The following is a 23,135-nucleotide window of genomic DNA, read 5'->3' as shown; positions in this document are numbered from 1 at the left end:
AGCGTAGCCATATTTTCGAATATAGATACATAGCTAAAATCTTTACTGGCAAACAAATCCAATCCCCCTTTTTGGTATAGAATTTGATTCTTTCAGAAGCAACTCAAGCTATTGAGCGGTTTTAGCTGATTATCTGCCCTGTCGTAACCCGTAATGCGGGTACTGTAAACCAGCGTAATCAGCCAGACCTTTACGAACAATAGCAAGTTAGACTACTTCTTATATGAAGTATATGGATTATGTAAACACTTTGATTACCAATCCAGGCTACTCATTTTATTTAGTATTCTTCTTGAGTTCGGAATATATTAAAGTGTTAGCTTTGTTTAACCGATGTATTACAAATGATCCTTTCTGACCAAGTATCAACACATCACCCAAAACGTACAATGAAGACACGAACTACTGGTTTAACAGCGCTGGAGCTGGCTCGCTACTTAGGCGCCCGCGTACAGGTACTGGTTGAAGGTACAGATGCCCCCAACCGTAACGCTAAACTAGTGGCCGTGAACATATCCAACGATGAGGTAAAAGTTTGCTACGAGGGAAGCCGCACGGAGCACGAATTGTCGCCTGAGCAGGTCCGTCCGGTACTACGAAAACTGGTAACCATCACCAATGAAGAAGCGCTTGACTGCTTCAAATTGGCCTACGCACTGGAAGAAGATGCGGACCTATCAGTAACGCGGGGTAATGATTATATTGAACTATACGCCGATCCGATAACGCTTATTATCACGGCAAAAGGTGTAGTGGCCTCAAGCAAAGACAGTGGCTACCGGGTTGGCCCCGCGCGTATAAACGCCCGTTCGATAGTAACTTACCTTGAAAAGCAAGCCTTTGATCTGGAAGGACTGATCGAACAGGGCCTTGCAGTAGACGACGAAACACGGACAATTTAATCAGGAACGGCAGCATAAATAGCAGGCAGCAAACCGCCGGTAAGCTGTATCTTTGTCCAGTCGAAGCCATAAACTTCTGACTAAAGAACTATAGCGAACTTATCCATCCTGACAGGTAGCCATTCAGGCGTATTCGGCCGGTCAGGATGTGATTAAATCGGCCTTGCTGACTATGAAAGCTCTGATACCATTTCTCTTGCTATTTTCCGTTAACGTACTGGCTCAGGTTAAGCTACCAACCAACGAAATCGGGCAGGTACAATACCAGGAACTAGTGCGCCTACCTGACGCCACACGCCCGGCCCGCCAGATTATCTTTCAAGCGCGCGCGTGGCTCGATACAGAGTTTCCGAACGAAAGCGACGCCGAGCAACAGTTCGACCAGGAGCACAACATCGTGTTTGTAAAGTCCGCTTATCGTATTCAGGATCAGGTGATACGCTACACGCTTACCATTGAAGCCAAATTTGGTCGCTATCGGGCGACCATCACGGATTTGATTACGGAAAGTAAAGGGCTTTCGTTACCCGTTCAGCCGACTAGCCCGACAGCAACAGACCTGGGCCGAACGGCTGACAACAAAACCAAGAATACCAGCGTGATCAATCAGGCGGTAGCCCAGCAGGCTGAGTTGTACAGAGAGCTCGACAAAGACTGCCGCGCTACACTAGCCAGCCTGAAAGAAAACATGACCTCCTGGGGCACCAAAAAAGCCGAGTAACCCGCACGTACTTATCGATGCCGCTCGACGCCAACCTGCTCGCAGAACTCTAACACCGGGCAGGTTGAACAATGAGGAAGCGTACCCGTGCAGATGTGCTTACCAAACGGCATGAGCAGACGATTGATGTTTACCCACTGCTCGCGAGGCACCTGTGTTTCCAGTACTTTCAATGTCTGTTCAGGCTGCTTGGTCCGCACAAAGCCCCAGCGGTTAACGACCCGATGCACGTGCACATCAACGCTGATGGCGGCTTGTCCCGTCGCGACGCCGAGCGCCAGATTTGCGCATTTCGGACCAACTCCTTTCAACGAGGTCAGTGTAGTATAATCAGCGGGTAGTTTGCCGCCAAATTCGTTGACCACACGCTCGGCAATGCCACGCATCGTATACGCCTTCTGATCGGGGTACGTTGTACCATACAGAAGATCTGTAAGCGTCGGTATATCGAGTGCCAGCAGTTGTTCCGGGGTACGGGCTACGTCGAAAAGTCGTAGCGAGACGGGGATAGTCGTCTCGTCGAGCGTACGGATGGATACGATGCAGGAAATCAACTGCTCAAAGAGTGTGTTGTACCCACGTTCGAACAAATCGAACATAGCCGCTTTGGGATAGGGACGAACAGCCTCTTCGATACGATCCAGAACGACGTTGAGGTCAAAGTTAGGTTTCATGGACTAGCTTTCGGTTGTTGCTTACGCCAGTCGGGTTAGCTCACACACCCAATCGGTGTTGGCCATTACTGAACGGACGTAAGCAATCTAACCCAAAGTTTTACAGCAAGGTTTTTACACCTTAATGATCACCATTTCTACGCGTCGGTTTTCGGGTCGTTCTTTTAAGCTTTTATTGGTATTAATGGGTCGCGACGGTCCGTAACCAACCGTGTCGATCCGCCCGGCATCTATTCCTTTCGAAACCAGATACCGTTTCACTTCATTGACCCGGTTTCGGGATAGTTCAACATTGGCGTCAAAATCGCCGACGGTATCCGTATGCCCCTCAAGCCGGATCGTCATCGTCGAGTTCTGCCGCATGACGGTCACGAGCCGATCCAGTTCGGGGTACGATTCCGGCTGAAGATCAAACTTAGAAACGTTGAAATAAATGTTTTTAAGCGTGATCGTGGCTCCGGCTTCAATGGGTACTAAATCGAAATTACGATTGAGCGCAACACGGTTTGTCGCCAGCGTGTCGCTCTGACTGAAATAGCCTTTCGCCGAAGCGGTTACAGCATAAACTCCTCGCTGGGTAACTGGAATGGTATACGCGCCGGTTGACTTGTTGCTGCGTACCGAATCGGCAGGGCCATCACTGACAGATTCGGCTCCCGAAATTAGCCGGTAGGTAATGGTTGCTCCTAAAAGCGCTTTGGTTTTGGCATCACGCGTAATCCCGTTAATGGCCACAGCTGCCGGCGCGGGTGCTGGTTCGGCTTTAGGCGGTGTAACGGGCGGTGTTGAAGCGGGTGGACTTACCCCCGGCGACGTGCGCGGTATATAACGGGGTTGCTGCGCTCTTGGCTGTACTTGCGGCTTAGGCGTCCTCTGAGAATAAGTCTTCTTAAGCGGGTTGATGATATGGACGCCCCAAAAATTAAAGCAGATATAGCCCCCTCCATCCCGGCATTCAAATAAGTCGAACGTTGTGTAGCCGGGATCAATTCGTTCAAAATAAGCGACAAAGTCAACGCGTTCTCCCGGCTGAACTTGTCGCCTTGTTTCGAGCGGAATATTTTCGGCCCGCACGAATTTATACGACCGTTCGCCCTGATTGACGTACAGACGCGACGTTGGCTGAAAACCAATGTTGTTTGTCGACTCCATCTGTTGCCCACGCCCATTCGGCATTGGAATTGAAAAAGGAAAGCTTCGTCGTGACGAACCGCGTTCGCTGGACACGAATTTCATGTAGATGATCGTATACTGCGCAGTCAATTCTACGCGCTGAATCGACACGTCGCGGTCGTTAATGTCATCGATGCGCGGACTTTCGGTGGTGTATTGAACCTGCGCCCGCAAGCCTGACGCAGCCAGCAGCAAGACAAGGAGTAAACGTAATCGGCGGTTCATGGTCGTTGTTTACAGGAATTTATACCTAATAAACGTTTGATGCTGCCGAGTAGTTTATGGTTTAATTTTTCTGTGAGTTAAGTGATAATTTGATCAAAAATATAATTAAAACTATAATTATCTTACTTTATCCTATTAGGCACTCTTGAAAGGTGTTTTATTCTGTACACATATTATTTTTCCAATGAATATTTTGAATCACAACTTATAATGATTCTATGTTGTAAGTTTATTATTCCAAATTTTATCATTGCGTTGTACTTTTACGGTTATTTTCAAATTTCAGCACAAAGAATATGAAGAAACTCTTCTTGATTAGCCTTCTGATGCTTGTCGCAACTTGGAGCAGCTTTGCACAGGGTCAGGTTGTTTCGGGCCGAGTCACCTCCTCCGATGATGGGTCGGGCTTGCCGGGAGTGTCCGTCAGCGTAAAAGGACAGACACAGGGTACCTTGACCGATGCCTCGGGTAATTATCGCCTGTCAGTTAGCGGAGACGTTACGCTTGTTTATAGCTTCATCGGCTTTACATCGGTCGAAGAACGCGTCAACAATCGATCGGTGATTAACATAACCTTGCAGACCGATGTTCGCAATTTGAGCGAAGTAGTGGTCACGGGCTATGGTCAGCAGATCAAGCGTGATCTTACGGGTAACATCGCCAAAGTCAAAGCCGCTGACATTCAGGATCAGCCCGTTACTACCTTCGATCAGGCGCTTCAGGGAAAAGCAGCCGGTGTACAGATCAACGCCGGTTCGGGTAAACTGGGGCAGGGAATTCAGGTACGGGTACGGGGTCAGTCGTCGGTATCGGCGTCGAACCAGCCGCTTTACATTGTCGATGGTATTCCGGTTACTACGGATAACCTGAGTATCAACAGCGGCTCGACCAACCCACTGGCCGATATTAACCCGCAGGATATTGAATCAGTTGACATTCTGAAAGACGCGTCGGCGGGTGCCATTTACGGAGCGCGGGCCGCCAATGGTGTCGTACTGATTACCACCAAGAAAGGGAAAGCGGGCCGGACCAACATCAATTTCGGCGCGCAATACGGTTCCAGCAAACCAACGCGCAAACTCGAGTTTCTGAATACGGAGCAGTACGTCAACTTTTACAACAAGGCAGCGGCCAACGCTGACCGCCTGGACGGTCTTGACCCAAGCGATCCGTCATCAAACACGTCGTATATGAAAAGCTTCTACGAAACGCAGGGGCTGGGTACGTACGGAACGCCGAATCAGGTAAGCACCAACTGGGGTGATCTGGCTTATCAGGATGCCCCCTATCAGCAATACGACCTGAACATAAACGGCGGTAACGAGAAAACGACGTTCTATCTATCAGGCCAGTTGCTGGATCAGAAAGGAATTCTGATTGGCAATGCCATCAAACGGTATGCCGGTCGCCTGAACCTCGATCACCAGGTATCGAGCCGGTTCCGGGTTGGCCTGAACATGGGTCTAACCCGCACCTACAACGAGCGCCTTTCGGCTGACAACCAGTTCGACAACCCGATGCAGATGGTTGCGTTGCCCCCAATGACACCCGCCAACGACCCACAAACGGGACTTCCGGTTGGTACTCCGCCTGGTGACATCAGCATTCCGGTTTATTATGACCCGCTGATCAACATCGGCAACTCGTATTTCAACACGACGGTTTACCGGAATATCAGTAATGTGTACGGTCAGCTGAACATTGCCAAAGGCTTATCGTTCCGCTCTGAATTCGGCGTTGACGTCCTCAATCAGCAGGAAGAACTGTATTACAACAGCAAAACACAACGGAACTTTAGCGCTCCGCTAGGCTACGGTCGGAACCGTTACGTTCGTGTTGAGAACTACAATACGAACAACTTCTTCTCGTACAACACGTTGTTCGGCCGCCACAACATCGACGCTACCGTCGGTATGTCGTACCAACAGTCGCAACAGAAGACCAACTACACAGAAGGACGTGACTTTCCCTCGGATGCGTACCGCCAGATCGCCAGTGCCGCCCGGAAAACGGATGGTAGCTCGACTCAGTCGGATTTCCGCTTTCTGTCGTATTTTGCCCGTGCCAACTACAAGTTTTCGGATCGTTATCTGGTAGGCGTCAGCGCCCGGATCGATGGATCGTCGCGTTTCGGTCGGAACAGCCGTTACGGTTTCTTCCCGGCGGTATCGGCAGGCTGGGTATTGTCGGAAGAAAGCTTTCTGAAAAATAATCGCGCCATCAGCTTCCTGAAACTGCGGTCGAGCTATGGCCGGACGGGGAACGCCGATATCCAGACAGCGGGGAACGTATCGCTGCAAAACTTCCCCCAGTTAGGTCTGTTCACGGGTGACGCCAGCTATGGCGCACAGCCCGGTCAGCGCCCATTCCAGTTGGCCAACCCTGATCTGAAGTGGGAAACTACCGATCAATTCGACATCGGTATCGACTTCGGTATTCTGAATAATCGCATCAATGGCGAAATCGACTATTATAACAAACAAACGTCGGGTCTGCTGCTGAACGTCAACGTACCGGGTACAACCGGGTTTGCTACCCAGTTCAAAAACGTCGGTAATCTGCAAAATAAAGGCTTTGAGTTTGTGTTGAACACGGAAAACCTGACGGGTGCTTTCCGCTGGACCACAAGTCTGAATGCCGCAACGAATCAGAATAAGATTACGAATCTACAAAGTCAGATCATCGAAGGCGGTCTTAACGCCATGAGCCGTGCCGTTGAAGGGCAACCGCTCGGTGTGTTCTTTACACAAGAGTATGCCGGTGTTGATCCAGCTAAGGGTGATGCGCTTTGGTACAAGAATACGCCAAATCCTGACGGCAGCCTGGATCGGTCAACAACGAACGTGTACAGTCAGGCACAACGCGTAGTAGTTGGTAGCCCACTCCCAACCTGGACGGGTGGTGTCACCAACACGTTTAGCTATAAGGGTATCAGCCTGAGTGTTTTCTTCAACGGTGTGTTTGGTAACAAGCTGAACTTCTACGGTGTAGGACGCTTTTCGTCGGCAAATGGCCGATTCGAAGATAACCAGACGGTGAACCAGTTGGCCGCCTGGACCCCGGAAAATCCGAATACCAACGTACCGGAAGCCCGCTTGTTTTACAACAATGGCGCTCAGCCTTCGAGTCGTTTCGTGCTCGATGGTTCATTCGTTCGATTACGCACGGTTACCTTGTCGTACAACCTGCCCAAGCTGCTTGTCAACCGGGCGAAGCTGAACACGGTACGTGTGTTCGTAACCGGCCAGAACCTGCTAACGTTCACCAAGTATGCGGGTTGGGACCCTGAGGTCAATACAGACTACGCCGTTTCGAACATTGCCCAGGGTTATGATTTCTACACGGCTCCGCAGGCACGTACGATCACGGGTGGTATCAACATCGGTTTCTAATCGGGTACATCGCAACGGATACAATCACTTTTCCTACGAATTTCTTTCTATGAATACATACATAAAACACTGGTTGTTCGCTGGGGCCGTTAGCTTTCTGGTCACGGCTTGTGGTAATCGCCTGAATGTCGAACCCACCCAGAGTGTTGAGCAGAGTCAGGCGTTGAATACCGAACAGGACGTACGAATTACACTCGTAGGTGCCTATGATGGCTTGAGCGACGTAAACCTGTACGGCGGTGGCATTCAATACATCGGCGATCTAACCGGCGACAACCGCGACGTCGTTTTTGGTGGTACATACTCTACGCTTGACGAAATCTGGCGTAAAACGGTAACGACCTCAAACACGGTTACGCGGGATTTCTGGCTGGATGGTTACAACGCCATTAACCGGGCCAACAATGTATTGTCGGCGCTTGATAAAGTCAGTCAGGCGAATCGCAATAACATTGAAGGACAGGCTCGCTTCATCCGCGGAGCTTTGTATTTCGAGTTGGTAAAGGCCTTCGCTAAGAGCTGGAATGACGGTACGCCAACAGCCAACCCCGGCGTACCACTGGTACTGACCCCTACCAGCGTTGTTACAGACGCTGATTCTCGGGCGCGCAATACGGTAGCCGAAGTATATACCCAGGTACTGGACGATCTGACCAAAGCCGAAAGCCTGTTGCCGCAAACCCAGTCGTATGGTAGCGCGGTCAGTAGCGGTTTTGCCACTAAAGATGCCGCTGCGGCTATATTAGCTCGTGTGTATCTTCAGCAGCAGAATTTTGCATCCGCGCGCGATGCCGCGAACCGGGTAATCACATCCGGTACCTATTCGCTGGCCAGTACCTTTGCGGACGCTTTTACCGACGCATCGCCCGAAACTATTTTCCGGATTATCGTAACCGATCAGGATGGTACGAACGACCTAAACACGTTTTACGCATCAGTACCGAATCAGGGCCGGGGAGATGTACGGGTGCAGCCCAAATTCCGCCAATTGTACGAAGCGAACGATGTGCGTGGCTCGTTCTTCAGCACGGCTAACCAGAACACATTCACCAGCAAGTTCAATGACCTGTATGGCGACGTTCCTGTCGTGCGCCTGGCGGAGATGTACCTGACCCGCGCTGAAACGAACCTGCGACTGAATACAGCTGTCGGGGCCACACCATTGGCAGATGTTAACCTGATCCGTAACCGCGCCAAAGCTACCCCGCTGACGACGGTTGATCTGGCAGCTATTTTGCTCGAACGCCGGTTGGAATTAGCATTTGAAGGTCAACAAATTGCGGATATCAAGCGGACAGGCGGTACGGTTGGGACAACGGCTTATAACGCGAACAATCTGGTCTTACCGATCCCACAACGGGAAATCGACACGAACAAAGCGTTAGTACAGAATCCGGGGTATAACTGATCTGAGCCGTAGTGTCGGCGGAACTATGGTGTCGGTTTTGAGAAACAGTATTGTCCGGAATTCGTAAAATGCGTGATGGGATACTGGGTGAGTGGTGTCGGTTTTGAGAAACCGACACTCGGCGTCAGCAATCCGTGTCGGTTTCTCAAAACCGACACGGATTGCTGACGCCGACACTACCCGACTCGCATTCGCCACAAATAAAAACGGGAGCTATCATTGCCTGATAGCTCCCGTTTTTATGTCAACCCTAATTTATCCGATCAATTACCACTCGTAGCGGCTACCGAAGCCGGACCAGTAACATACAGTTGATTAAACAATAGCTTGAACGTTCCGTGCGACTGTGCGCGGAATGTAATCTCAGGCCCAAAGGCGTACAGTTTACCCGAGCCGATGGGAGCAACAAAAGCAGCTATGCCATCCTGCAAATACGATTGTCCCCAAGCCCAACCGCTGCGCAAGGGCTTGTTCGTTGAGAACCAGGCTAGCGGTTTTACTTTGCCGCTGGCAATGGCTTCGGGAGCCACTTTAAAGACCGGACTTGCATCGAAATACACATCCGTCAAGGTTGGTAAGCCCCAGGTTGCCTGTTGCGTCGAATCGACGTTCATCTGCAATACGCTGCCCGGAATGTAATACTTCTCGCCTGGCAGTGGTTTCTCTACGCCTGTATTCGTCATCTCGGTTAGAGCACTCTTGACGGGCAACTTCAAATGATAGGCCAGATTCGTACTTGACCCGATGGTTACCACCGTACCGCCGTTTTCCAGGAATGTCTTCAACTGCGGAACTGACTTATCAGCCGTAATTTTTCCTAACCAGGGTCGATACTCCGCAGGCGTGGTTTCGGTTTTTGGCTCCGACCCAAACAGGCTGTAGAGGTCAACTTCTTTGGTATTGGTCGATGGAATAGCCCGCGTAACGAATACGATGACGTCGTACTTTTTCCGTAGCTCGCCCGCGTCAATATCCTGTGCGTAAATCACTTTCATCGGGAAGTGATACTGCTCCATCAGCCAGCGCACCCAGCCCGAAGGCATCGATCCGCCGTACGTATCCCACAAGGCAATGCGCATGGGCGTCATTTTCGTCATGGTTGTCGTTGGTCGCTTCGCCAGTCCAACAACGTCGATGCCCAGATCCTTGACCGACTTATCGAGCAACGATTTAGCTTTCGCCGAAGCCGGAACGTAAAACGCACCCGACTCGCCCGACGGTTGCAGACCGGTTCCGTTCGGTAACCGAAACACTTCTACACCCGACGCCAGCAGATCATTAACCGCAATAAACGAGTTGTTGGCACGTGCACTCAGCAGATACCCTTCTCCCGCCGTTCCTGCCAGGTGTCCTTCCGGCGATTGCAACTCACCATACGGCAATTTCTTAAAAGGGCCATCGAATGCATCCAGAATCCGGTCAAATTGCACGTTCATCAGGTAGGCCAGCGTCCAGCCAGCCGCGTCGTACGGACGAACCGGTGGACCGCCTGGATACTGAAAATCGTTGGGGTGATCTTGTGGCTCGAACATGTCCAACAGGTGCGGGCGGAACGCCTGATCGGATTTAACCACGTACGAACCAGCGGGATATTTCTTACCGGCAACGGTGAAATCGCCCGTGGCCTGCTGTACCTGAATCCCCGTTTTGATCAATGCGTTGACAAACTTCACCGCCGTCGCAAAATCGGCCTGATTCGCCGGAATGATAAACCCGCGCGGATCGCGCAAGGCGGGCGCTTTCATGATCGTATCGTAGTATTTCAAGGGCATACCACCGCCTTTGGGGATGTAGCCGTACTGCGCCAACGCTGCGTTCGTGGGCGTCACTACTTTTTTGGGATCAGAGTCGTAGGCTTGCGTGATGGCATCAATCCGTTTGGGGGAAAGCGCCCACGTGTCTTTACTACCCCGTTCGATTGAGTTTTTACCCATCCGATAAATGTTGAACAGCACCTCGTCACGATACCGGGCTGCGTAATTCAGCACGGCGTAGTTCAGTGATACGGAATAATCAATCGACTGCTTGAAATGCCACTTCTGCGGAGTTACCGGGAACGGGGTAGCCCCGTTTGGGATCAGGCGTTTTGGCACCAGCGGTACGTCTTCGGGCGTCGGTCCACCAATAATTTCGGTCAGTAGACCGATCATATTGTGAAAGTGGGTCGTTGTGCGCAAACCACCGTTATACCAGGTTGAAAAGACCGAACCACTCAAGCGTGTAAAACCGGGTTTGTTTTCGACATTCATTCGGTTGATCATAGCTGCGCCCAGGGCGTCGATACCCGTTACCATCAACGGATCGAAGACGTAGTTGAACGGATCGCGGTACGGCGGCCCCGCCAGGATCGACCCCGCCGGGCCGCTCTGGTGGTGGTTGTACATGATCTGCGGAATCCACTCGACAAACAACTGCCGACCGATGTTCTGCGTTTCTTTCATGTTCATGATAAAGAAATCGCGGTTGTTATCGTGGCCGACGTATTTCTGATATAGGCGAGGCACATTATCCAGCGAGCGCTTTTCGGGCTTCGCTTCGCGCATGTACCAGTTCGTTACGATCTCCTGCCCGTCGGGATTGGCGTGGGTCAGCAGAATCACAACGTCGTCCAGAATGCGAAGCGTTTCGGGATCTTTCCGGCTAATCAGTTGGTAGGCCGTTTCGATCAGCTGATGCGTACCCACCGTTTCGGTAGCATGAAGACCACCGTCGATCCAGACCACGGCTTTTCCTTCCAGCGCCATTGCCCGCGCCTGCTCGTCGTTGAGTCCTTCGGCACGGGCCAACTTCTGGGATATTTCCTTGTAACGGCTCAACTTTTTGAGGTTCGCGGGCGACGATACGATCAACATCAATTGCCGCCGTCCTTCTTCGGTAGCACCGATATCGACGAGCTTAACCCGATCCGACGACGAAGCCAGTTTTCTGAAATACGCTTCGGTCTGGGTATACGTTGCAAGCTGATAATCATCGCCGATGGCAAAGCCAAAATGCTGTTTTGGCGATGGAATCTGCGCCCAGACCATGTTCAGGCTGAGCATCAGGACAGCCAATGATCGAAAGAAGTAACGAGTCATGTGGTTAACTTAGAGAGGTAGTTGTTTTGAAAAAGTACAGAGAAGCCTTCAATGAAAAGATGTCGAGAGAATTTGTCCTTATTTAATAAAGAAGCAATTATACTTGATTAAATTTTATTATATATCTTTGTATCAGAATAAAATACGGATAAATATCTTTATTGAAATACAATCTATATAAGTTTACATACAAGACATAGACTAGTATACCGTGACTTCAACTTTGCCCCTTTTCTCATGAAAAAAGCCTCCCGAACATCGGGAAGCTTTTTTCATGATTAACTGTATAGACTAGCGGTTCGACGCTTCTTTCTTCATCTTCTTGTGCATGTGCTTCATGCTTTTAGCCGAATCCGCTTTCATGTCGTCGCCCATTTTCTTGGCATCTTTCTTTGCTTGCTTGGCTTCTTTCTTCATTTCCTTGTGCGCCATTTTAGCATCGTCCTGGGCAAAAGCAGCACTCGTCAAGAACAAAGCGGTGATAGCCGCCATCATTACCTTTTTCATCGTGTTAGTTAGCTAAGTGAAATAGTATCAACGATAGCTTAACAGTCTATCGACTAAAAGGTTATTAAACTTTGCTTAAACCAATACGGCCCAACAAACAGTATCACTGATTGCTCGATTTGGGCGCTTTCTTTTTCGCCTTTACATTGGGGGCACTGGTCTTAACGCTACTAGTAGGATCGGTCGTTGTCGTACGAGCACCACCCGCACCACTGACCTGCGCTTGTTCGGCTGTCGTTCCGGTTCCTGTCGATATGCCCATCGTTCCGTCGTGGGTATTAGCGGCTGACGGATCGGAACGGACAGCGTCCGTTGATGATCTGGTTCCGGTTTTCGAAGTTGAGCCGGACGATTTCGATTTTTGTTGCGGTTGTTGCTGCGCTATGGCTGAACCGGATAGCAGTAAAACAAAGGCAGCGGCTGCAAGTGAATTCATCATCAGTAAGGTTTGTCTAGTGATGATCAATTAACTGCTGCCGCTGCCGGTAGTTTTTACGCAATACAGAATCCAAGCGAACGGTTTACACTACACCGCCACGTTGAACTCCGACGTGAGGTGAAACTGAATGTCAGGATTATTTTGCTGGTTCATGCGCAGCATCCATTCCGACTCAGCCAGAAACACCGGATTGTTATCTTTGTCAAACGCGATCTGGTTACCTTTCAACCGGATAAACTCACGCAGCTTGATGGGGTCTTCGGCGGTAATCCAGCACGCTTTGGTATAGTTCAGCGGTACCCAGCGACACTTGGCTCCGTACTCATTTTCCAGTCGGTACTGAATAACTTCGAACTGAAGTTCACCCACCGTTCCAACGATTTTACGGTTACCGATTTCAAGCGTGAACAGCTGTGCAACCCCTTCGTCAGTCAACTGCTGGATCCCTTTATCCAGCTGCTTCGACTTCATCGGGTCCAGATTGACCAGTTCTTTGAAGATTTCGGGCGAAAAGCTAGGAATACCCTGAAACTGCAACTCCTCTCCTTCCGTCAGCGTATCGCCGATCTTGAACGTACCCGTATCGTAAAGACCGACAACGTCGCCGGGGAAGCCTTCTTCCACGACACTTTTGCTATCGGCCATGAAACTGAATGGCGAAGCAAAGCGAACGTTTTTATCCAGACGCGTATGGTGGTAAAACTTACCCCGCTCAAATACGCCCGAACAGATACGCAGAAAGGCGATCCGGTCGCGGTGGCGTGGGTCTAAGTTCGCGTGAATTTTAAAGACAAAGCCGCTGAAGTTTTTCTCTTCGGGCAACACTTCCCGCTTGTCGGTTGGACGAGCAATCGGTTCGGGCGAAATGTCGCAGAAGCCTTCCAGCAATTCTTTTACGCCAAAGTTGTTGACCGCCGAGCCGAAAAATACCGGAGCCAGCTTACCGTCCAGATACGCTTGCCGGTCGAAAGCGTCGTACACACCTTCAATCAGTTCAACGTCTTCCCGAAGCTGAGCCGCGTCCCGTTCACCCACTTTCTGGTCCAGCAACGAATCAGCCAGTTCGATGGGCAGCACGTCGTCTTCGACTTTCGTTTTGTTGACTTTAAAGAAATATAACTTTTTCTCGATCAGGCTATAAACGCCTTTGAAGTCCGAGCCCATGTTAACGGGCCAGGTCATGGGCCGAACCCGAATGTTTAGTTTCTCTTCCAGTTCATCGAGCAAATCGAACGGGTTGCGGCCTTCCCGGTCAAGCTTGTTGATGAAGATGATAACCGGCGTATCACGCATCCGGCATACTTCCATCAACCGCTCGGTTTGTTCCTCAACGCCTTTTACGCAGTCGATCACCAGAATAACACTGTCTACAGCAGTGAGCGTCCGGTAGGTATCTTCCGCAAAGTCTTTGTGACCAGGGGTATCAAGGATATTGATTTTGAGATTGTCGTACTCAAATGTCATCACCGAAGTAGCAACCGAGATACCCCGTTGCTTCTCGATTTCCATAAAGTCGGAGGTAGCCGACTTTTTAATTTTGTTTGATTTTACAGCCCCCGCCGTCTGGATCGCTCCGCCAAAAAGCAGTAGCTTTTCCGTCAGTGTTGTTTTACCGGCATCGGGGTGGCTAATGATGGCGAACGTCCGCCGACGAGCGGTTTCGGCCTTTATATTTGTTTGCATTATTCTCAGAATCAGAACACAAAGATACGAATATATATAAAGATTGACGCGCCAATCGGTAGAATCAAGAACGGCCTACCCGTGGCGTTGTGCACTTCTTCGTATACGTTATAAAAAGGCCCACAGCAACAAGGCCCAACCCGCAATCAGGGCGACACCTCCTATTGGTGTAATGGCCCCCAACCAGGTTATACCCGTAAAACACAGGATGTACAAGGAGCCGGAAAAAATCAACACACCCCCAATAAAGGAATAACCCGCGTAGTTGAGCAGTTTAACAATCGACGGATTACTACCGAACAGCTGCATCAAAACGCCAACCAGCACCAGCGCCAGCGCATGATAAAACTGATATTTCACGGCGGTCTCGAAGGTTGCTGCGCGGCCGGATGCTTCCAGCATAGTACGCAGGGCATGCGCACCAAATGCACCAAGGGCAACCCCTAATAAACCCAATACAGCACCTGCTTGAATAAAAAATTTCATAAGGTTAAATCGCGACGGCGGTCGGTATGATTGAGATACTAAACTTTTTAAGCAACACGTCAATCTATTCTAGAAACAAAATCAGAGGGTAGAAACATTCCGCGCGCCAAAAATAGCGCTCCCCACCCGAACCAGCGTACTGCCTTCTTCGACAGCGATGCGGTAGTCACCACTCATGCCCATCGATAGCTCGCTAAACTGAATGCGTTCACCGTTGCCGTGCGGCCATGATGTCGCAGCCAGCTTGTCGTACAACTGCTTCAATCCGCGAAACTCTTGGCGAATTTGCGCTTCATCCTCTGTGTTGGTCGCCAACCCCATCAGGCCAACAATCCGAACATTCGATAGACTCGTTAAAGCCGGATCGTTCAGCAGTTCCTCAGCCTCGTCGGCAGAAAGACCAAACTTGGTTTCTTCGTCGGCAATATAGATCTGGAGCAGGCAGTCAATCACCCGGTTGTATTTGGCAGCCTGCTTGTTGATTTCCTGCAACAGTTTCAAACTATCGACCGAGTGAATCAGCGTCACAAACGGAGCGATGTACTTCGTTTTGTTTGTTTGCAAGTGGCCGATCAGATGCCATTCGAGGTCGGCAGGAAGCTGCGGCTGCTTTTCAACCATTTCCTGCACTTTGTTCTCGCCAAACTTTCGGCAACCCGCGTCGTAAGCCTCTTGTAGCATCGCAACGGGCTTCGTTTTGGTAACGGCAATCAACTGAGCGCGCCCGGCTAGTTCCGTCTGGATTTGGTGAATAGCATCAGCAATCATATATAACCTGAAAGTAGGCCAACTGGGACCGTTTATTAATATTGTGCAAAGATACGCTTGAGAACTACGCGAAATCCTGTAGTTTTTGGCCGTAAAGCATCCACTTGGTACAATAAACGAGTAGATGATATAGTTTTGGAAAGGATTTAACCGCAACCCTTCAGTAATAATGAATCCAATGGAACCTAGAACCCAACCCCGAAACAATAGTCGCAGCTACCTGCTGGCCGCCCTACTGATTCTGGCTGCATTGAACATTCTGTTACTCTACTTCTATTATCAGGAACGGCAGGACAACAAAACGAAAGACGCCACCATTGCCGCCAAAACCGAAGAAGTGCTAGCAGCGAAAACAAAGCTAGATTCCATTTCAGCTCAGTTGGATGCCAAAATTGCCGAGATTCAACGACTGGGTGGTAATGTGGATTCGCTTATGAAAGTGAGAACGCAGTTGGAAACGGATAAGCGTGAACTACGGAACGTGAACTCGTTCGACGGCAAAAAATATGACCAGAAGATCCGGAACTACCAGGCACTTTTGGCCCAGAAAGACCAGGAGATCGTCCGGCTAAAACAGGAAAATGGCCTACTGACCCAACGCAATGACTCGTTGTCAACGGAGAATACGAGCCTAAAGGCCGAACGGCAAACGTTGAGTGATTCGGTGGCAGTGGTGACCACCCGGAATCAGGAGCTATCCGAAAAAGTGACCATAGCGGCAGCATTGCACGCAGAAAGCGTTACCGTTAATGCCATCAACGCGCGCGGCAAAGAAAACGACGGTGGTAGCTACAAAGCCAAACGCATCGATAAAATACGGGTGTCGGTTCGGTTATCCCCCAACGGCTTGGCGAAACAGGAAGAAAAAACAATGTACATGCGTGTTCTTGACCCGAGCGGTGCGGTGGTGTCGGACATGGCTACTGGCTCCGGCGAGTTTACGTACAACGGAGAAGGCATGATTTATACCGCGATGCAGCGGTTTACTTTCGATAACAGCCGCCAGCAGGTTGACTTTATTTACGGTCGGGGTGGAAAGCGATTCAACGAGGGTCGCCACACGATTGAAATTTACTGCGAGGGTTTCCGCATTGGTGAAGGCGACTTTACGGTCAAGTAATTTTCGAAGCACAGGTACTCACAAACAATTGGGGCGGAAGAGATTCCGCCTTTTTTCATACTATTTATAGACAAGTACTATCAACTAAACACTTTTTTTCTTACCTTTGCGCCCTCATTTCAAACCAATTACGTACAATGTTTCCTAATAACTACGAAACGGTGTTCATCTTAACTCCCGTTTTATCTGAGACTCAGATAAAGGACGCCGTTGACAAGTTCCGCAAAGTGCTGACCGATAACGGTGCGGAACTCGTTCACGAAGAGAGCATGGGCCTTCGCAAACTGGCTTATCCGATCCAGCACAAGAACACGGGTTACTACCAACTCTTCGAGTTTAAGGCTCCCGGCACGATCATCGAGAAACTCAACACTGAGTACCTCCGCGATGAGCGCATCATCCGTCACCTGACGGTTTCGCTCGATAAACACGCCGTTGCTTACAATGACCGCAAGCGTAATGGCTTGGTGGGCAAGAAAAAACAAACCGAAAACGCTTAGGCTACGTAACCATGAGTTTGCAAAACGAATCTGTCTCGAAAACTGAGACCCGCAAAAAATACGACCGCTTTAAAAAAGCCGGCATCAAATACATCGATTATAAAGATGGTAACTTCCTGCTGAAACTGCTGAACGAACAGGGCAAGATCCTTCCCCGGCGGTTAACTGGCACGAGCCTGAAAAACCAGCGTAAAGTGGCACAAGCCGTTAAACGCGCTCGTCATCTGGCCATCCTGCCATACGTAGGAGATTCACTGAAATAAAGTTTACTGCTTTCAGTACACCGTGAGCCCTCAGCGGATCACCCCACTGAAACCAGAAAACGGAAAATTATTCTGAACAAATGGAAATCATCTTAAAAACCGATATTGCCGGCCTGGGCTATAAAAACGACACCGTAGCGGTGAAGCCAGGTTACGGCCGCAACTACCTGATCCCTCAGGGTTATGCGGTTATGGCTACTTCTTCGAACAAGAAGATCGTTGCCGAAAACATCCGTCAGGCTGCTCACAAAGCCGAAAAAATCAAGAACGACGCGCAAGCAATTGCAGATGGTATCGGCGACATCACGCTGACGATTCCAGCAAAAGCGGGCGACAGCGGCAAAATCTTTGGTCGTGTTACCAACACCCAAGTTGCTGATGCCCTGCGTGAAAAAGGCTTTGACATTGACCGGAAGAAAATCACGGTTGATGACGTTAAGACGCTTGGTACCTACGAAGCTTCGCTTGACCTGCACAAGGACGTGAAGCACAAAGTGAAATTTGAAGTTGTATCGGCTGAATAGGCGTACACGCTTCTAACTAAAAGGTCGGTCTTGAATAAATCAGGACCGACCTTTTTTTATGCTTACATGTTTCCTTCTACTTCACTGTAGTACCAGTCCAACGGAGCTTTGTAGGTTTGAAACAACGACTGTATCTCATCGAAGACTTTGTTGTTCTTGTACTTTATTGATCGCCAATCACTTTGTTCCAACAGTTTTAGCGTTTCGCCCAGTGTAAGTTTCTGGGCGTCCTGCCAGTAAACAAGTTTTTTCTTTTCGGCAATCGTTCGGTATAACAGATCACGGGCACGAACGGAAAAGGCAATCTCCTGTAGTTTTAACGGTGGAATTCGCTCAATAAGCGCTTGTCGGCGGTCAATTTCCTGATGAGCTTGCGTGATTAATTCATTTAATGACTCGAAACTGAGGGTTTTAATGCGTTTTTGAAAGGACATCGTTACGTAATAGCGGAAAAAAGGATTTCTCTGTGAATGTAAAGAAAAGTCGTGGCTCTTCACGGCGAACGCAAGGCATTGCCAAAATTGAGGCTATACGCTACTTACTCAGAATCAGCTTTAGAAAGAAACCCTGACTACTTCTCAAACAAAATGTACTCATCACAAATAACTGTAAATCAATAAATTAACTAGTCGATTATATTTCATAGGCAGAACCTAATTGCCTTTGTTTTGTGTTCTTTCAGTATGCAGTTTCATACCGAATTAGTACCTGAATCGCTCCCCCATTCGATCGGCCTGAACAGCCGTATTGTAACGATTGGGTCGTGCTTTGCGGAGGTCATGGGGCGTCGGCTGGCCGATCATAAGCTAACTGTGCTGGACAACCCCTTCGGAACGATCTTCAACCCCGTCTCGATTGTCAGGCTGTTAACGATGGCGCTCTACGGAACACCACCGGATGAAGATCGCTACATCGAACGCGATGGAACCTGGTTTCACTACGACTTTCATTCGTCGCTCTGGGCTACCAATCGGGATGAATTACGCACTTTACTCATCCGTACATTAGCACAAACCGGCTTAGCCTTACGCGAAGCTAATTTTCTGTTTCTTACGCTCGGCTCGGCGGTTGTTTATCGGCACATCGAAACGGGTAAAGTCGTGGCAAACTGCCATAAAATGCCGGGGCAACTGTTCGAGAAATACTTATATCAGATTGACCATCTTCGCGATGAGCTGACACGGCTGCTGAAAATACTACGCAAAGCCAATCCGAAGCTCAACGTCCTGCTGACGGTTAGCCCCGTTCGTCACACCCGCGACACGCTACCCATCAATCAGGTCAGTAAATCGACGCTGCGCGTGATCGCTCACGAGCTGACGGTCTGGAACAACTGGGTATCCTATTTCCCGGCTTATGAGCTGATGATTGACGATCTGCGGGATTACCGGTTTTACGAAGCGGATTTGATCCACCCGAACGCACTGGCCCATGATTATATTTTCGACAAACTTGCTGAAAGTGCATTTGACGCCGAACTTCGTGACTTTATTGTTCAGTGGTCCAAACTAAAAAAATCGCTGGCTCATCGTCCACTTTATGGCAACAGTCCCGCTCACGAGCAATTTTTAGGACGGTTGCTAACCCAATTAGAAAGCTTATCTGCGCAAGTAGACGTTTCGGCGGAACTGGCAGCGGTGCGTAGTCGTTTAAAAGGCGGAGAACAGCCCGAAAGCCAAAGCGCGGACAGGAAAGATGGCGAAATAGAATTTGCCTGATTTTCAACTATCCCGGCCTTCCTCCCTTCTTTTTTCCAATATTATGTCTGATTACCGATTATCCAAAGAAGCTGTTTTACAAGCCCTAAGTACCGTTGAGGAGCCTGATCTCAAGAAGGATCTTGTTTCACTCAACATGGTCAAAGATATTGAGTTAAGCATCGGTCAGGTGCGCTTTACGGTTGTACTGACAACACCTGCCTGTCCGCTGAAGGAAGTCATTCGGAAACGATGCGAAGATGCTATTCACACGCACATAGGTCCGGAGATTGAAGTCAAGATCGACATGACGTCTGACGTAACGTCAACGCGTAACAACGCACCGACGCTGCCGGGCGTAAAAAATATTATTGCCGTATCATCAGGTAAGGGTGGCGTTGGCAAATCTACCGTTACAGCAAACCTGGCCATTGCGCTCCACAAATCGGGGGCTAAAGTTGGGATCATCGATGCGGATATTTACGGTCCTTCGATGCCAACCATGTTTGGTGCCGAAAACATACAGCCTCGTATTTTTCAGGTAGATGGTCAGACGAAGATGGAGCCCATTCAGCAGTTTGGCATCAAAATTCTGTCGATGGGCTTTCTGGTTGCACCGGGTCAGGCCATTATCTGGCGCGGTACGATGGCGGGCCGGGCCTTGCAACAATTCTTTTCCGACGCCGATTGGGGCGAACTGGATTATCTGCTCATCGATTTACCACCGGGTACAGGCGACATTCACCTGACGCTGGTTCAAACGGTACCGGTAACGGGGGCAATTATCGTAACAACTCCCCAGAAAGTAGCCTTAGCCGATGCAACAAAAGGGCTTGCCATGTTCCGGCAGCCGCAGATTAACGTTCCGGTACTTGGCGTGATTGAAAATATGTCTTACTTCACCCCTGCCGAATTACCTGATCATAAATACCACATTTTTGGTAAAGGGGGCGGTAAAGAGCTGGCCGAGCAGTTCGACGTGCCACTTTTAGCCCAGATCCCGCTTGTGCAAAGCATACGGGAAGCGGGCGACGAAGGCCGTCCTGCTGTCAGCATGGGCGATCCGGTAACGCTTGAGGCATTCCGGTCGGCAGCGGAAGCGCTGGCACAGCAAGTAGCCATCCGGAACGCATCGATTGACCGCACCAAGCGCGTAGAAGTAGCGTAACCTGTTTATTTGGACCAAGTCTGAGCTTGGTTTGTTAGTTGCATAAAACCTCGATATCCTGTAAATTTACCGTAAATACAAAATTCATGGAGACGGTAGTTAATAACGACCAACTGATTACGAAAATCGAACGAGCGCTTGATGGCATGCGGCCTTACCTGGCTGCCGATGGTGGCAACGTGAAAGTGCTGGAAGTGACCGACGATAAAACCGTACGACTCGAGTTGATCGGTGCGTGTGGCTCTTGTCCCATGTCGGCCATGACGTTCAAAGGTGGCCTGGAAGAAGCAATCCTGAAAGCAGTTCCTGAAATCACCAAAGTAGAAGCAATCAACATTACGCCTGCGTTTTAACGAACTGGCTGCTTCTTGCTCTTGATTTACATTCAATGGCCTGTTTGTAGCGCTTGCCAAGTAGGGTTGCCTGCTTTTGATAAGCGATTATAGAACAAGCGCCCGGAATTTCATATCGTATTGACTTGAGCCGTCTGTCCATAAACAGGCGGCTTTTTCGTTTATTTGCGAATCGTAATATTCTCAAACCAGTGAAAATAGGCATTTTCTTCGGGGGCCCAGCGCGGGAGCGCGAGGTGTCGTATGCAGGTGGGCGCACAGCTCTGGCAAATTTAGACAAAGGCTTGTTCGAGCCAGTTCTGGTATTCGTAGACGGGCGCGGACGGTTCCGACTCGTTGAACCTGAATTTCTGATGCATCCGTCCCTGCGCGACGCTTTACCCCAGGACAAATCAGGATTCTCGGTGTACGACGAATCACTCGACCAGGACGTACTGGAAGCAGCCCTGCCTGAGATACGTCCAGAACAATTCCGCGATCATTTCGATATGGCATTTCTGGCCATGCACGGACCCGACTGCGAAGACGGTGCGATTCAGGGTTTACTCGAATGGTACAAAATGCCTTACACGGGTCCTGGTCTGGTTGGTTCAGCGGTAGGCATCAATAAAATTTTACAAAATGAGTTGATCGCGCTCGCCAACGGGCAACAAAAGAAAACGGCTACCATTAGCCGCGATGCGTATGAACAGGCCGATAAAGCCCAGTTCTTTCAGTCACTGACCGAGCATCTGGGTTTGCCCATCGTTGTGAAAGCACCCCATCAGGGTTCGTCCATCGGCGTAGCCATCGTGCGGGAAGCTGACCTGGCGCAGTTCTGCCGGGCGGTCGAGCAGTGCTTCTTTACGATGAGCATTCGTCCCAACGGATGGAGTAAATTAGGCGAATGGTCCGACCTGTCAGCCGACGAGAAGCGGGAAATGGCTCAGACAATGGTAAGCCTGGATTCGGCTATTAGCTTTCCCGTCGTGATCGAGCAAACGGGCGAAGTAATTCATCACCCCAACGATTTCATCGAAAAACTTGATGCGCTGGCTTCGAGTGGCTCCTCCATTACGCTGGCCTCACTTAATGCGGAAGACGAAGTGCTGTTCGAAGAATTTATCAGCGGGCAGGAATTTTCGTGCGGAGTTATTCAGGATGACGACCAAATGGCGATTGCGTTGCCACCGACCGAAATTTACAACGTAACCAGCTTTGATTTCGAGTCGAAGTATAAACTCAACACCACCAAAAAACGGATTCCGGTCGAAACGACGCTGGAAAACAACCGGAAGATTCAATTAGCGGTAGCCGAAGTATTTACGCGCTTAGGGATTAATGTGTACGCACGCATTGATGGGTTCCTGACGCCCGACGGTCGGGTACTGCTTCACGATCCGAACACCATTCCGGGTATGTCGCCGTCCTCCCTTATTTTCAAGCAAATGGCCGAAATTGGTCTGAACCTGTCGAACTCATTGACTTACCTGATTCGTCAATCGCTACGTGAACGGATTCGCTCGGGAAAAGACACTTTCCACCTCAAACGATTGCTGGCCGATCTTGACGCTCAACTAGCCAACCGCAAAGCCAATCCGCTACCCGAACGGGTTATTTCGTTTGGATCGAGCGACGAGGAATTCTTGGCAGCCAAGCAGCAATACAACGAGTTAGCAGCCTCCGGAGTCGTTCGTCCGTCGCTTATGTACATCAAAGGGAAGGCTGAATCGCACGAGATTCCGGTTTATCTACTTTTCAAAGACACGATTGCCGAGTTGGAAATAGCGCTAAGCCAGCCGCGCCATTCGCTACTTATTGAAACAGCGGAACAAACTGCTCATATTACGGCGAGGTATATTTAGTAGTTGTGCAGGCAACTAGGCTACTAACTGTTCAGCTGAATGGCAAGTTTGTGTAAAGTTGATCAAATCAGTAATTTTATGAATATTTAAGTTACAACAATTATAATTTCTAGATAATACGTAAACTTATCCACATTCTTTACGCAATCTATTGTAAGGATTTGGTAGGCAGTTGGGGAATTGTAATTTTGGCGCACAATCATTTATAGTT

General features: G+C 49.6%; 21 protein-coding genes. 12 read left to right on the top strand and 9 right to left on the bottom strand.

Annotated features, from left to right (window positions below):
* The first annotated feature begins 389 nt into the window (after positions 1–389).
* Positions 390–902, top strand: a complete 513-nt coding sequence (locus LQ777_RS04195; RefSeq protein ID WP_232561269.1) for a hypothetical protein — start codon at positions 390–392, stop codon at positions 900–902.
* Positions 903–1,074: 172 nt separating this feature from the next.
* Positions 1,075–1,623 (top strand): DUF4468 domain-containing protein, encoded by a 549-nt coding sequence (locus LQ777_RS04190; RefSeq protein WP_232561268.1) that lies wholly within the window; start codon positions 1,075–1,077, stop codon positions 1,621–1,623.
* Between the two features lie 11 nt (positions 1,624–1,634).
* Here the strand turns inward: LQ777_RS04190 and LQ777_RS04185 are convergent, their stop codons facing one another.
* A complete protein-coding gene (locus tag LQ777_RS04185; protein WP_232561267.1) occupies positions 1,635–2,297 on the bottom strand; it encodes an endonuclease III domain-containing protein in 663 nt (220 codons plus the stop codon).
* 114 nt (positions 2,298–2,411) lie between these two features.
* Positions 2,412–3,695, bottom strand: a complete 1,284-nt coding sequence (locus LQ777_RS04180) for an OmpA family protein (RefSeq protein WP_232561266.1) — start codon at positions 3,693–3,695, stop codon at positions 2,412–2,414.
* 296 nt (positions 3,696–3,991) lie between these two features.
* On the opposite strand from LQ777_RS04180, the gene LQ777_RS04175 reads away from it, so the two are divergent.
* Both LQ777_RS04175 and LQ777_RS04170 read left to right on the top strand, forming a co-directional pair.
* Positions 3,992–7,087 carry a SusC/RagA family TonB-linked outer membrane protein gene (locus LQ777_RS04175; RefSeq protein WP_232561265.1) on the top strand — a complete coding sequence of 1,032 codons (3,096 nt, stop codon included), beginning with the start codon at positions 3,992–3,994 and terminating at the stop codon, positions 7,085–7,087.
* A gap of 49 nt (positions 7,088–7,136) precedes the next feature.
* The gene (locus LQ777_RS04170) at positions 7,137–8,495 is read left to right on the top strand and encodes a RagB/SusD family nutrient uptake outer membrane protein (RefSeq protein WP_232561264.1); all 1,359 of its coding nucleotides are present in this window, start codon (positions 7,137–7,139) and stop codon (positions 8,493–8,495) included.
* Between the two features lie 263 nt (positions 8,496–8,758).
* Here the strand turns inward: LQ777_RS04170 and LQ777_RS04165 are convergent, their stop codons facing one another.
* From LQ777_RS04165 to LQ777_RS04140, 6 genes are all read right to left on the bottom strand, one after another.
* Positions 8,759–11,572, bottom strand: coding sequence for a M14 family metallopeptidase (locus LQ777_RS04165; protein ID WP_232561263.1), 2,814 nt, complete (start codon positions 11,570–11,572; stop codon positions 8,759–8,761).
* A 291-nt stretch (positions 11,573–11,863) separates the two neighbouring features.
* Positions 11,864–12,079, bottom strand: coding sequence for a hypothetical protein (locus LQ777_RS04160; protein ID WP_232561262.1), 216 nt, complete (start codon positions 12,077–12,079; stop codon positions 11,864–11,866).
* 103 nt (positions 12,080–12,182) lie between these two features.
* Positions 12,183–12,518, bottom strand: coding sequence for a hypothetical protein (locus LQ777_RS04155; RefSeq protein ID WP_232561261.1), 336 nt, complete (start codon positions 12,516–12,518; stop codon positions 12,183–12,185).
* A gap of 87 nt (positions 12,519–12,605) precedes the next feature.
* Positions 12,606–14,201, bottom strand: coding sequence for a peptide chain release factor 3 (locus LQ777_RS04150; protein ID WP_232561260.1), 1,596 nt, complete (start codon positions 14,199–14,201; stop codon positions 12,606–12,608).
* Positions 14,202–14,309: 108 nt separating this feature from the next.
* On the bottom strand, positions 14,310–14,687 hold the full coding sequence (locus tag LQ777_RS04145) for a DUF423 domain-containing protein (protein WP_232561259.1): 378 nt from the start codon (positions 14,685–14,687) through the stop codon (positions 14,310–14,312).
* Positions 14,688–14,768: 81 nt separating this feature from the next.
* The gene (locus LQ777_RS04140; protein ID WP_232561258.1) at positions 14,769–15,455 is read right to left on the bottom strand and encodes a YggS family pyridoxal phosphate-dependent enzyme; all 687 of its coding nucleotides are present in this window, start codon (positions 15,453–15,455) and stop codon (positions 14,769–14,771) included.
* 178 nt (positions 15,456–15,633) lie between these two features.
* Here LQ777_RS04140 and LQ777_RS04135 point away from each other — a divergent pair, with 178 nt between their 5' ends.
* The 4 genes from LQ777_RS04135 (at position 15,634) to rplI (ending at position 17,862) form a co-directional block, all read left to right on the top strand.
* On the top strand, positions 15,634–16,575 hold the full coding sequence (locus LQ777_RS04135) for a hypothetical protein (protein WP_232561257.1): 942 nt from the start codon (positions 15,634–15,636) through the stop codon (positions 16,573–16,575).
* Between the two features lie 137 nt (positions 16,576–16,712).
* Positions 16,713–17,075, top strand: a complete 363-nt coding sequence (rpsF, locus tag LQ777_RS04130) for a 30S ribosomal protein S6 (protein ID WP_232561256.1) — start codon at positions 16,713–16,715, stop codon at positions 17,073–17,075.
* Between the two features lie 11 nt (positions 17,076–17,086).
* Entirely contained in the window at positions 17,087–17,338 is a 252-nt protein-coding gene (gene rpsR, locus LQ777_RS04125) for a 30S ribosomal protein S18 (RefSeq protein WP_106139615.1), read from the top strand.
* 80 nt (positions 17,339–17,418) lie between these two features.
* Positions 17,419–17,862, top strand: coding sequence for a 50S ribosomal protein L9 (gene rplI, locus LQ777_RS04120; protein WP_232561255.1), 444 nt, complete (start codon positions 17,419–17,421; stop codon positions 17,860–17,862).
* Positions 17,863–17,924: 62 nt separating this feature from the next.
* On the opposite strand, the gene LQ777_RS04115 is transcribed toward rplI, so the two are convergent.
* Positions 17,925–18,296, bottom strand: a complete 372-nt coding sequence (locus LQ777_RS04115; RefSeq protein WP_232561254.1) for a hypothetical protein — start codon at positions 18,294–18,296, stop codon at positions 17,925–17,927.
* A 249-nt stretch (positions 18,297–18,545) separates the two neighbouring features.
* Here LQ777_RS04115 and LQ777_RS04110 point away from each other — a divergent pair, with 249 nt between their 5' ends.
* The 4 genes from LQ777_RS04110 to LQ777_RS04095 all read left to right on the top strand — a co-directional run bounded on the left by LQ777_RS04110 (position 18,546) and on the right by LQ777_RS04095 (position 22,924).
* Complete coding sequence (locus tag LQ777_RS04110) at positions 18,546–19,580, top strand: GSCFA domain-containing protein (protein WP_232561253.1); 1,035 nt, start codon at positions 18,546–18,548, stop codon at positions 19,578–19,580.
* A gap of 43 nt (positions 19,581–19,623) precedes the next feature.
* A complete protein-coding gene (locus tag LQ777_RS04105; RefSeq protein WP_232561252.1) occupies positions 19,624–20,727 on the top strand; it encodes an Mrp/NBP35 family ATP-binding protein in 1,104 nt (367 codons plus the stop codon).
* An 86-nt stretch (positions 20,728–20,813) separates the two neighbouring features.
* Positions 20,814–21,080 carry a NifU family protein gene (locus LQ777_RS04100; RefSeq protein WP_232561251.1) on the top strand — a complete coding sequence of 89 codons (267 nt, stop codon included), beginning with the start codon at positions 20,814–20,816 and terminating at the stop codon, positions 21,078–21,080.
* Between the two features lie 191 nt (positions 21,081–21,271).
* A complete protein-coding gene (locus LQ777_RS04095) occupies positions 21,272–22,924 on the top strand; it encodes a D-alanine--D-alanine ligase family protein (protein ID WP_232561250.1) in 1,653 nt (550 codons plus the stop codon).
* Positions 22,925–23,135: the final 211 nt, after the last annotated feature.

It is taken from the genome of Spirosoma oryzicola, from assembly GCF_021233055.1.
In the GTDB taxonomy this organism is placed as follows: Bacteria; Bacteroidota; Bacteroidia; order Cytophagales; family Spirosomataceae; genus Spirosoma; species Spirosoma oryzicola.
This window is presented reverse-complemented; position numbering and strand designations above follow the sequence as displayed.

Bases quoted from the DNA above. Each gene is read 5' to 3' on its own strand.
- LQ777_RS04195 (WP_232561269.1), top strand. From the start codon at position 390: ATGAAGACACGAACTACTGGTTTAACAGCGCTGGAGCTGGCTCGCTAC.
- LQ777_RS04190 (WP_232561268.1), top strand. From the start codon at position 1,075: ATGAAAGCTCTGATACCATTTCTCTTGCTATTTTCCGTTAACGTACTG.
- LQ777_RS04185 (WP_232561267.1), bottom strand. From the start codon at position 2,297: ATGAAACCTAACTTTGACCTCAACGTCGTTCTGGATCGTATCGAAGAG.
- LQ777_RS04180 (WP_232561266.1), bottom strand. From the start codon at position 3,695: ATGAACCGCCGATTACGTTTACTCCTTGTCTTGCTGCTGGCTGCGTCA.
- LQ777_RS04175 (WP_232561265.1), top strand. From the start codon at position 3,992: ATGAAGAAACTCTTCTTGATTAGCCTTCTGATGCTTGTCGCAACTTGG.
- LQ777_RS04170 (WP_232561264.1), top strand. From the start codon at position 7,137: ATGAATACATACATAAAACACTGGTTGTTCGCTGGGGCCGTTAGCTTT.
- LQ777_RS04165 (WP_232561263.1), bottom strand. From the start codon at position 11,572: ATGACTCGTTACTTCTTTCGATCATTGGCTGTCCTGATGCTCAGCCTG.
- LQ777_RS04160 (WP_232561262.1), bottom strand. From the start codon at position 12,079: ATGAAAAAGGTAATGATGGCGGCTATCACCGCTTTGTTCTTGACGAGT.
- LQ777_RS04155 (WP_232561261.1), bottom strand. From the start codon at position 12,518: ATGATGAATTCACTTGCAGCCGCTGCCTTTGTTTTACTGCTATCCGGT.
- LQ777_RS04150 (WP_232561260.1), bottom strand. From the start codon at position 14,201: ATGCAAACAAATATAAAGGCCGAAACCGCTCGTCGGCGGACGTTCGCC.
- LQ777_RS04145 (WP_232561259.1), bottom strand. From the start codon at position 14,687: ATGAAATTTTTTATTCAAGCAGGTGCTGTATTGGGTTTATTAGGGGTT.
- LQ777_RS04140 (WP_232561258.1), bottom strand. From the start codon at position 15,455: ATGATTGCTGATGCTATTCACCAAATCCAGACGGAACTAGCCGGGCGC.
- LQ777_RS04135 (WP_232561257.1), top strand. From the start codon at position 15,634: ATGGAACCTAGAACCCAACCCCGAAACAATAGTCGCAGCTACCTGCTG.
- rpsF (WP_232561256.1), top strand. From the start codon at position 16,713: ATGTTTCCTAATAACTACGAAACGGTGTTCATCTTAACTCCCGTTTTA.
- rpsR (WP_106139615.1), top strand. From the start codon at position 17,087: ATGAGTTTGCAAAACGAATCTGTCTCGAAAACTGAGACCCGCAAAAAA.
- rplI (WP_232561255.1), top strand. From the start codon at position 17,419: ATGGAAATCATCTTAAAAACCGATATTGCCGGCCTGGGCTATAAAAAC.
- LQ777_RS04115 (WP_232561254.1), bottom strand. From the start codon at position 18,296: ATGTCCTTTCAAAAACGCATTAAAACCCTCAGTTTCGAGTCATTAAAT.
- LQ777_RS04110 (WP_232561253.1), top strand. From the start codon at position 18,546: ATGCAGTTTCATACCGAATTAGTACCTGAATCGCTCCCCCATTCGATC.
- LQ777_RS04105 (WP_232561252.1), top strand. From the start codon at position 19,624: ATGTCTGATTACCGATTATCCAAAGAAGCTGTTTTACAAGCCCTAAGT.
- LQ777_RS04100 (WP_232561251.1), top strand. From the start codon at position 20,814: ATGGAGACGGTAGTTAATAACGACCAACTGATTACGAAAATCGAACGA.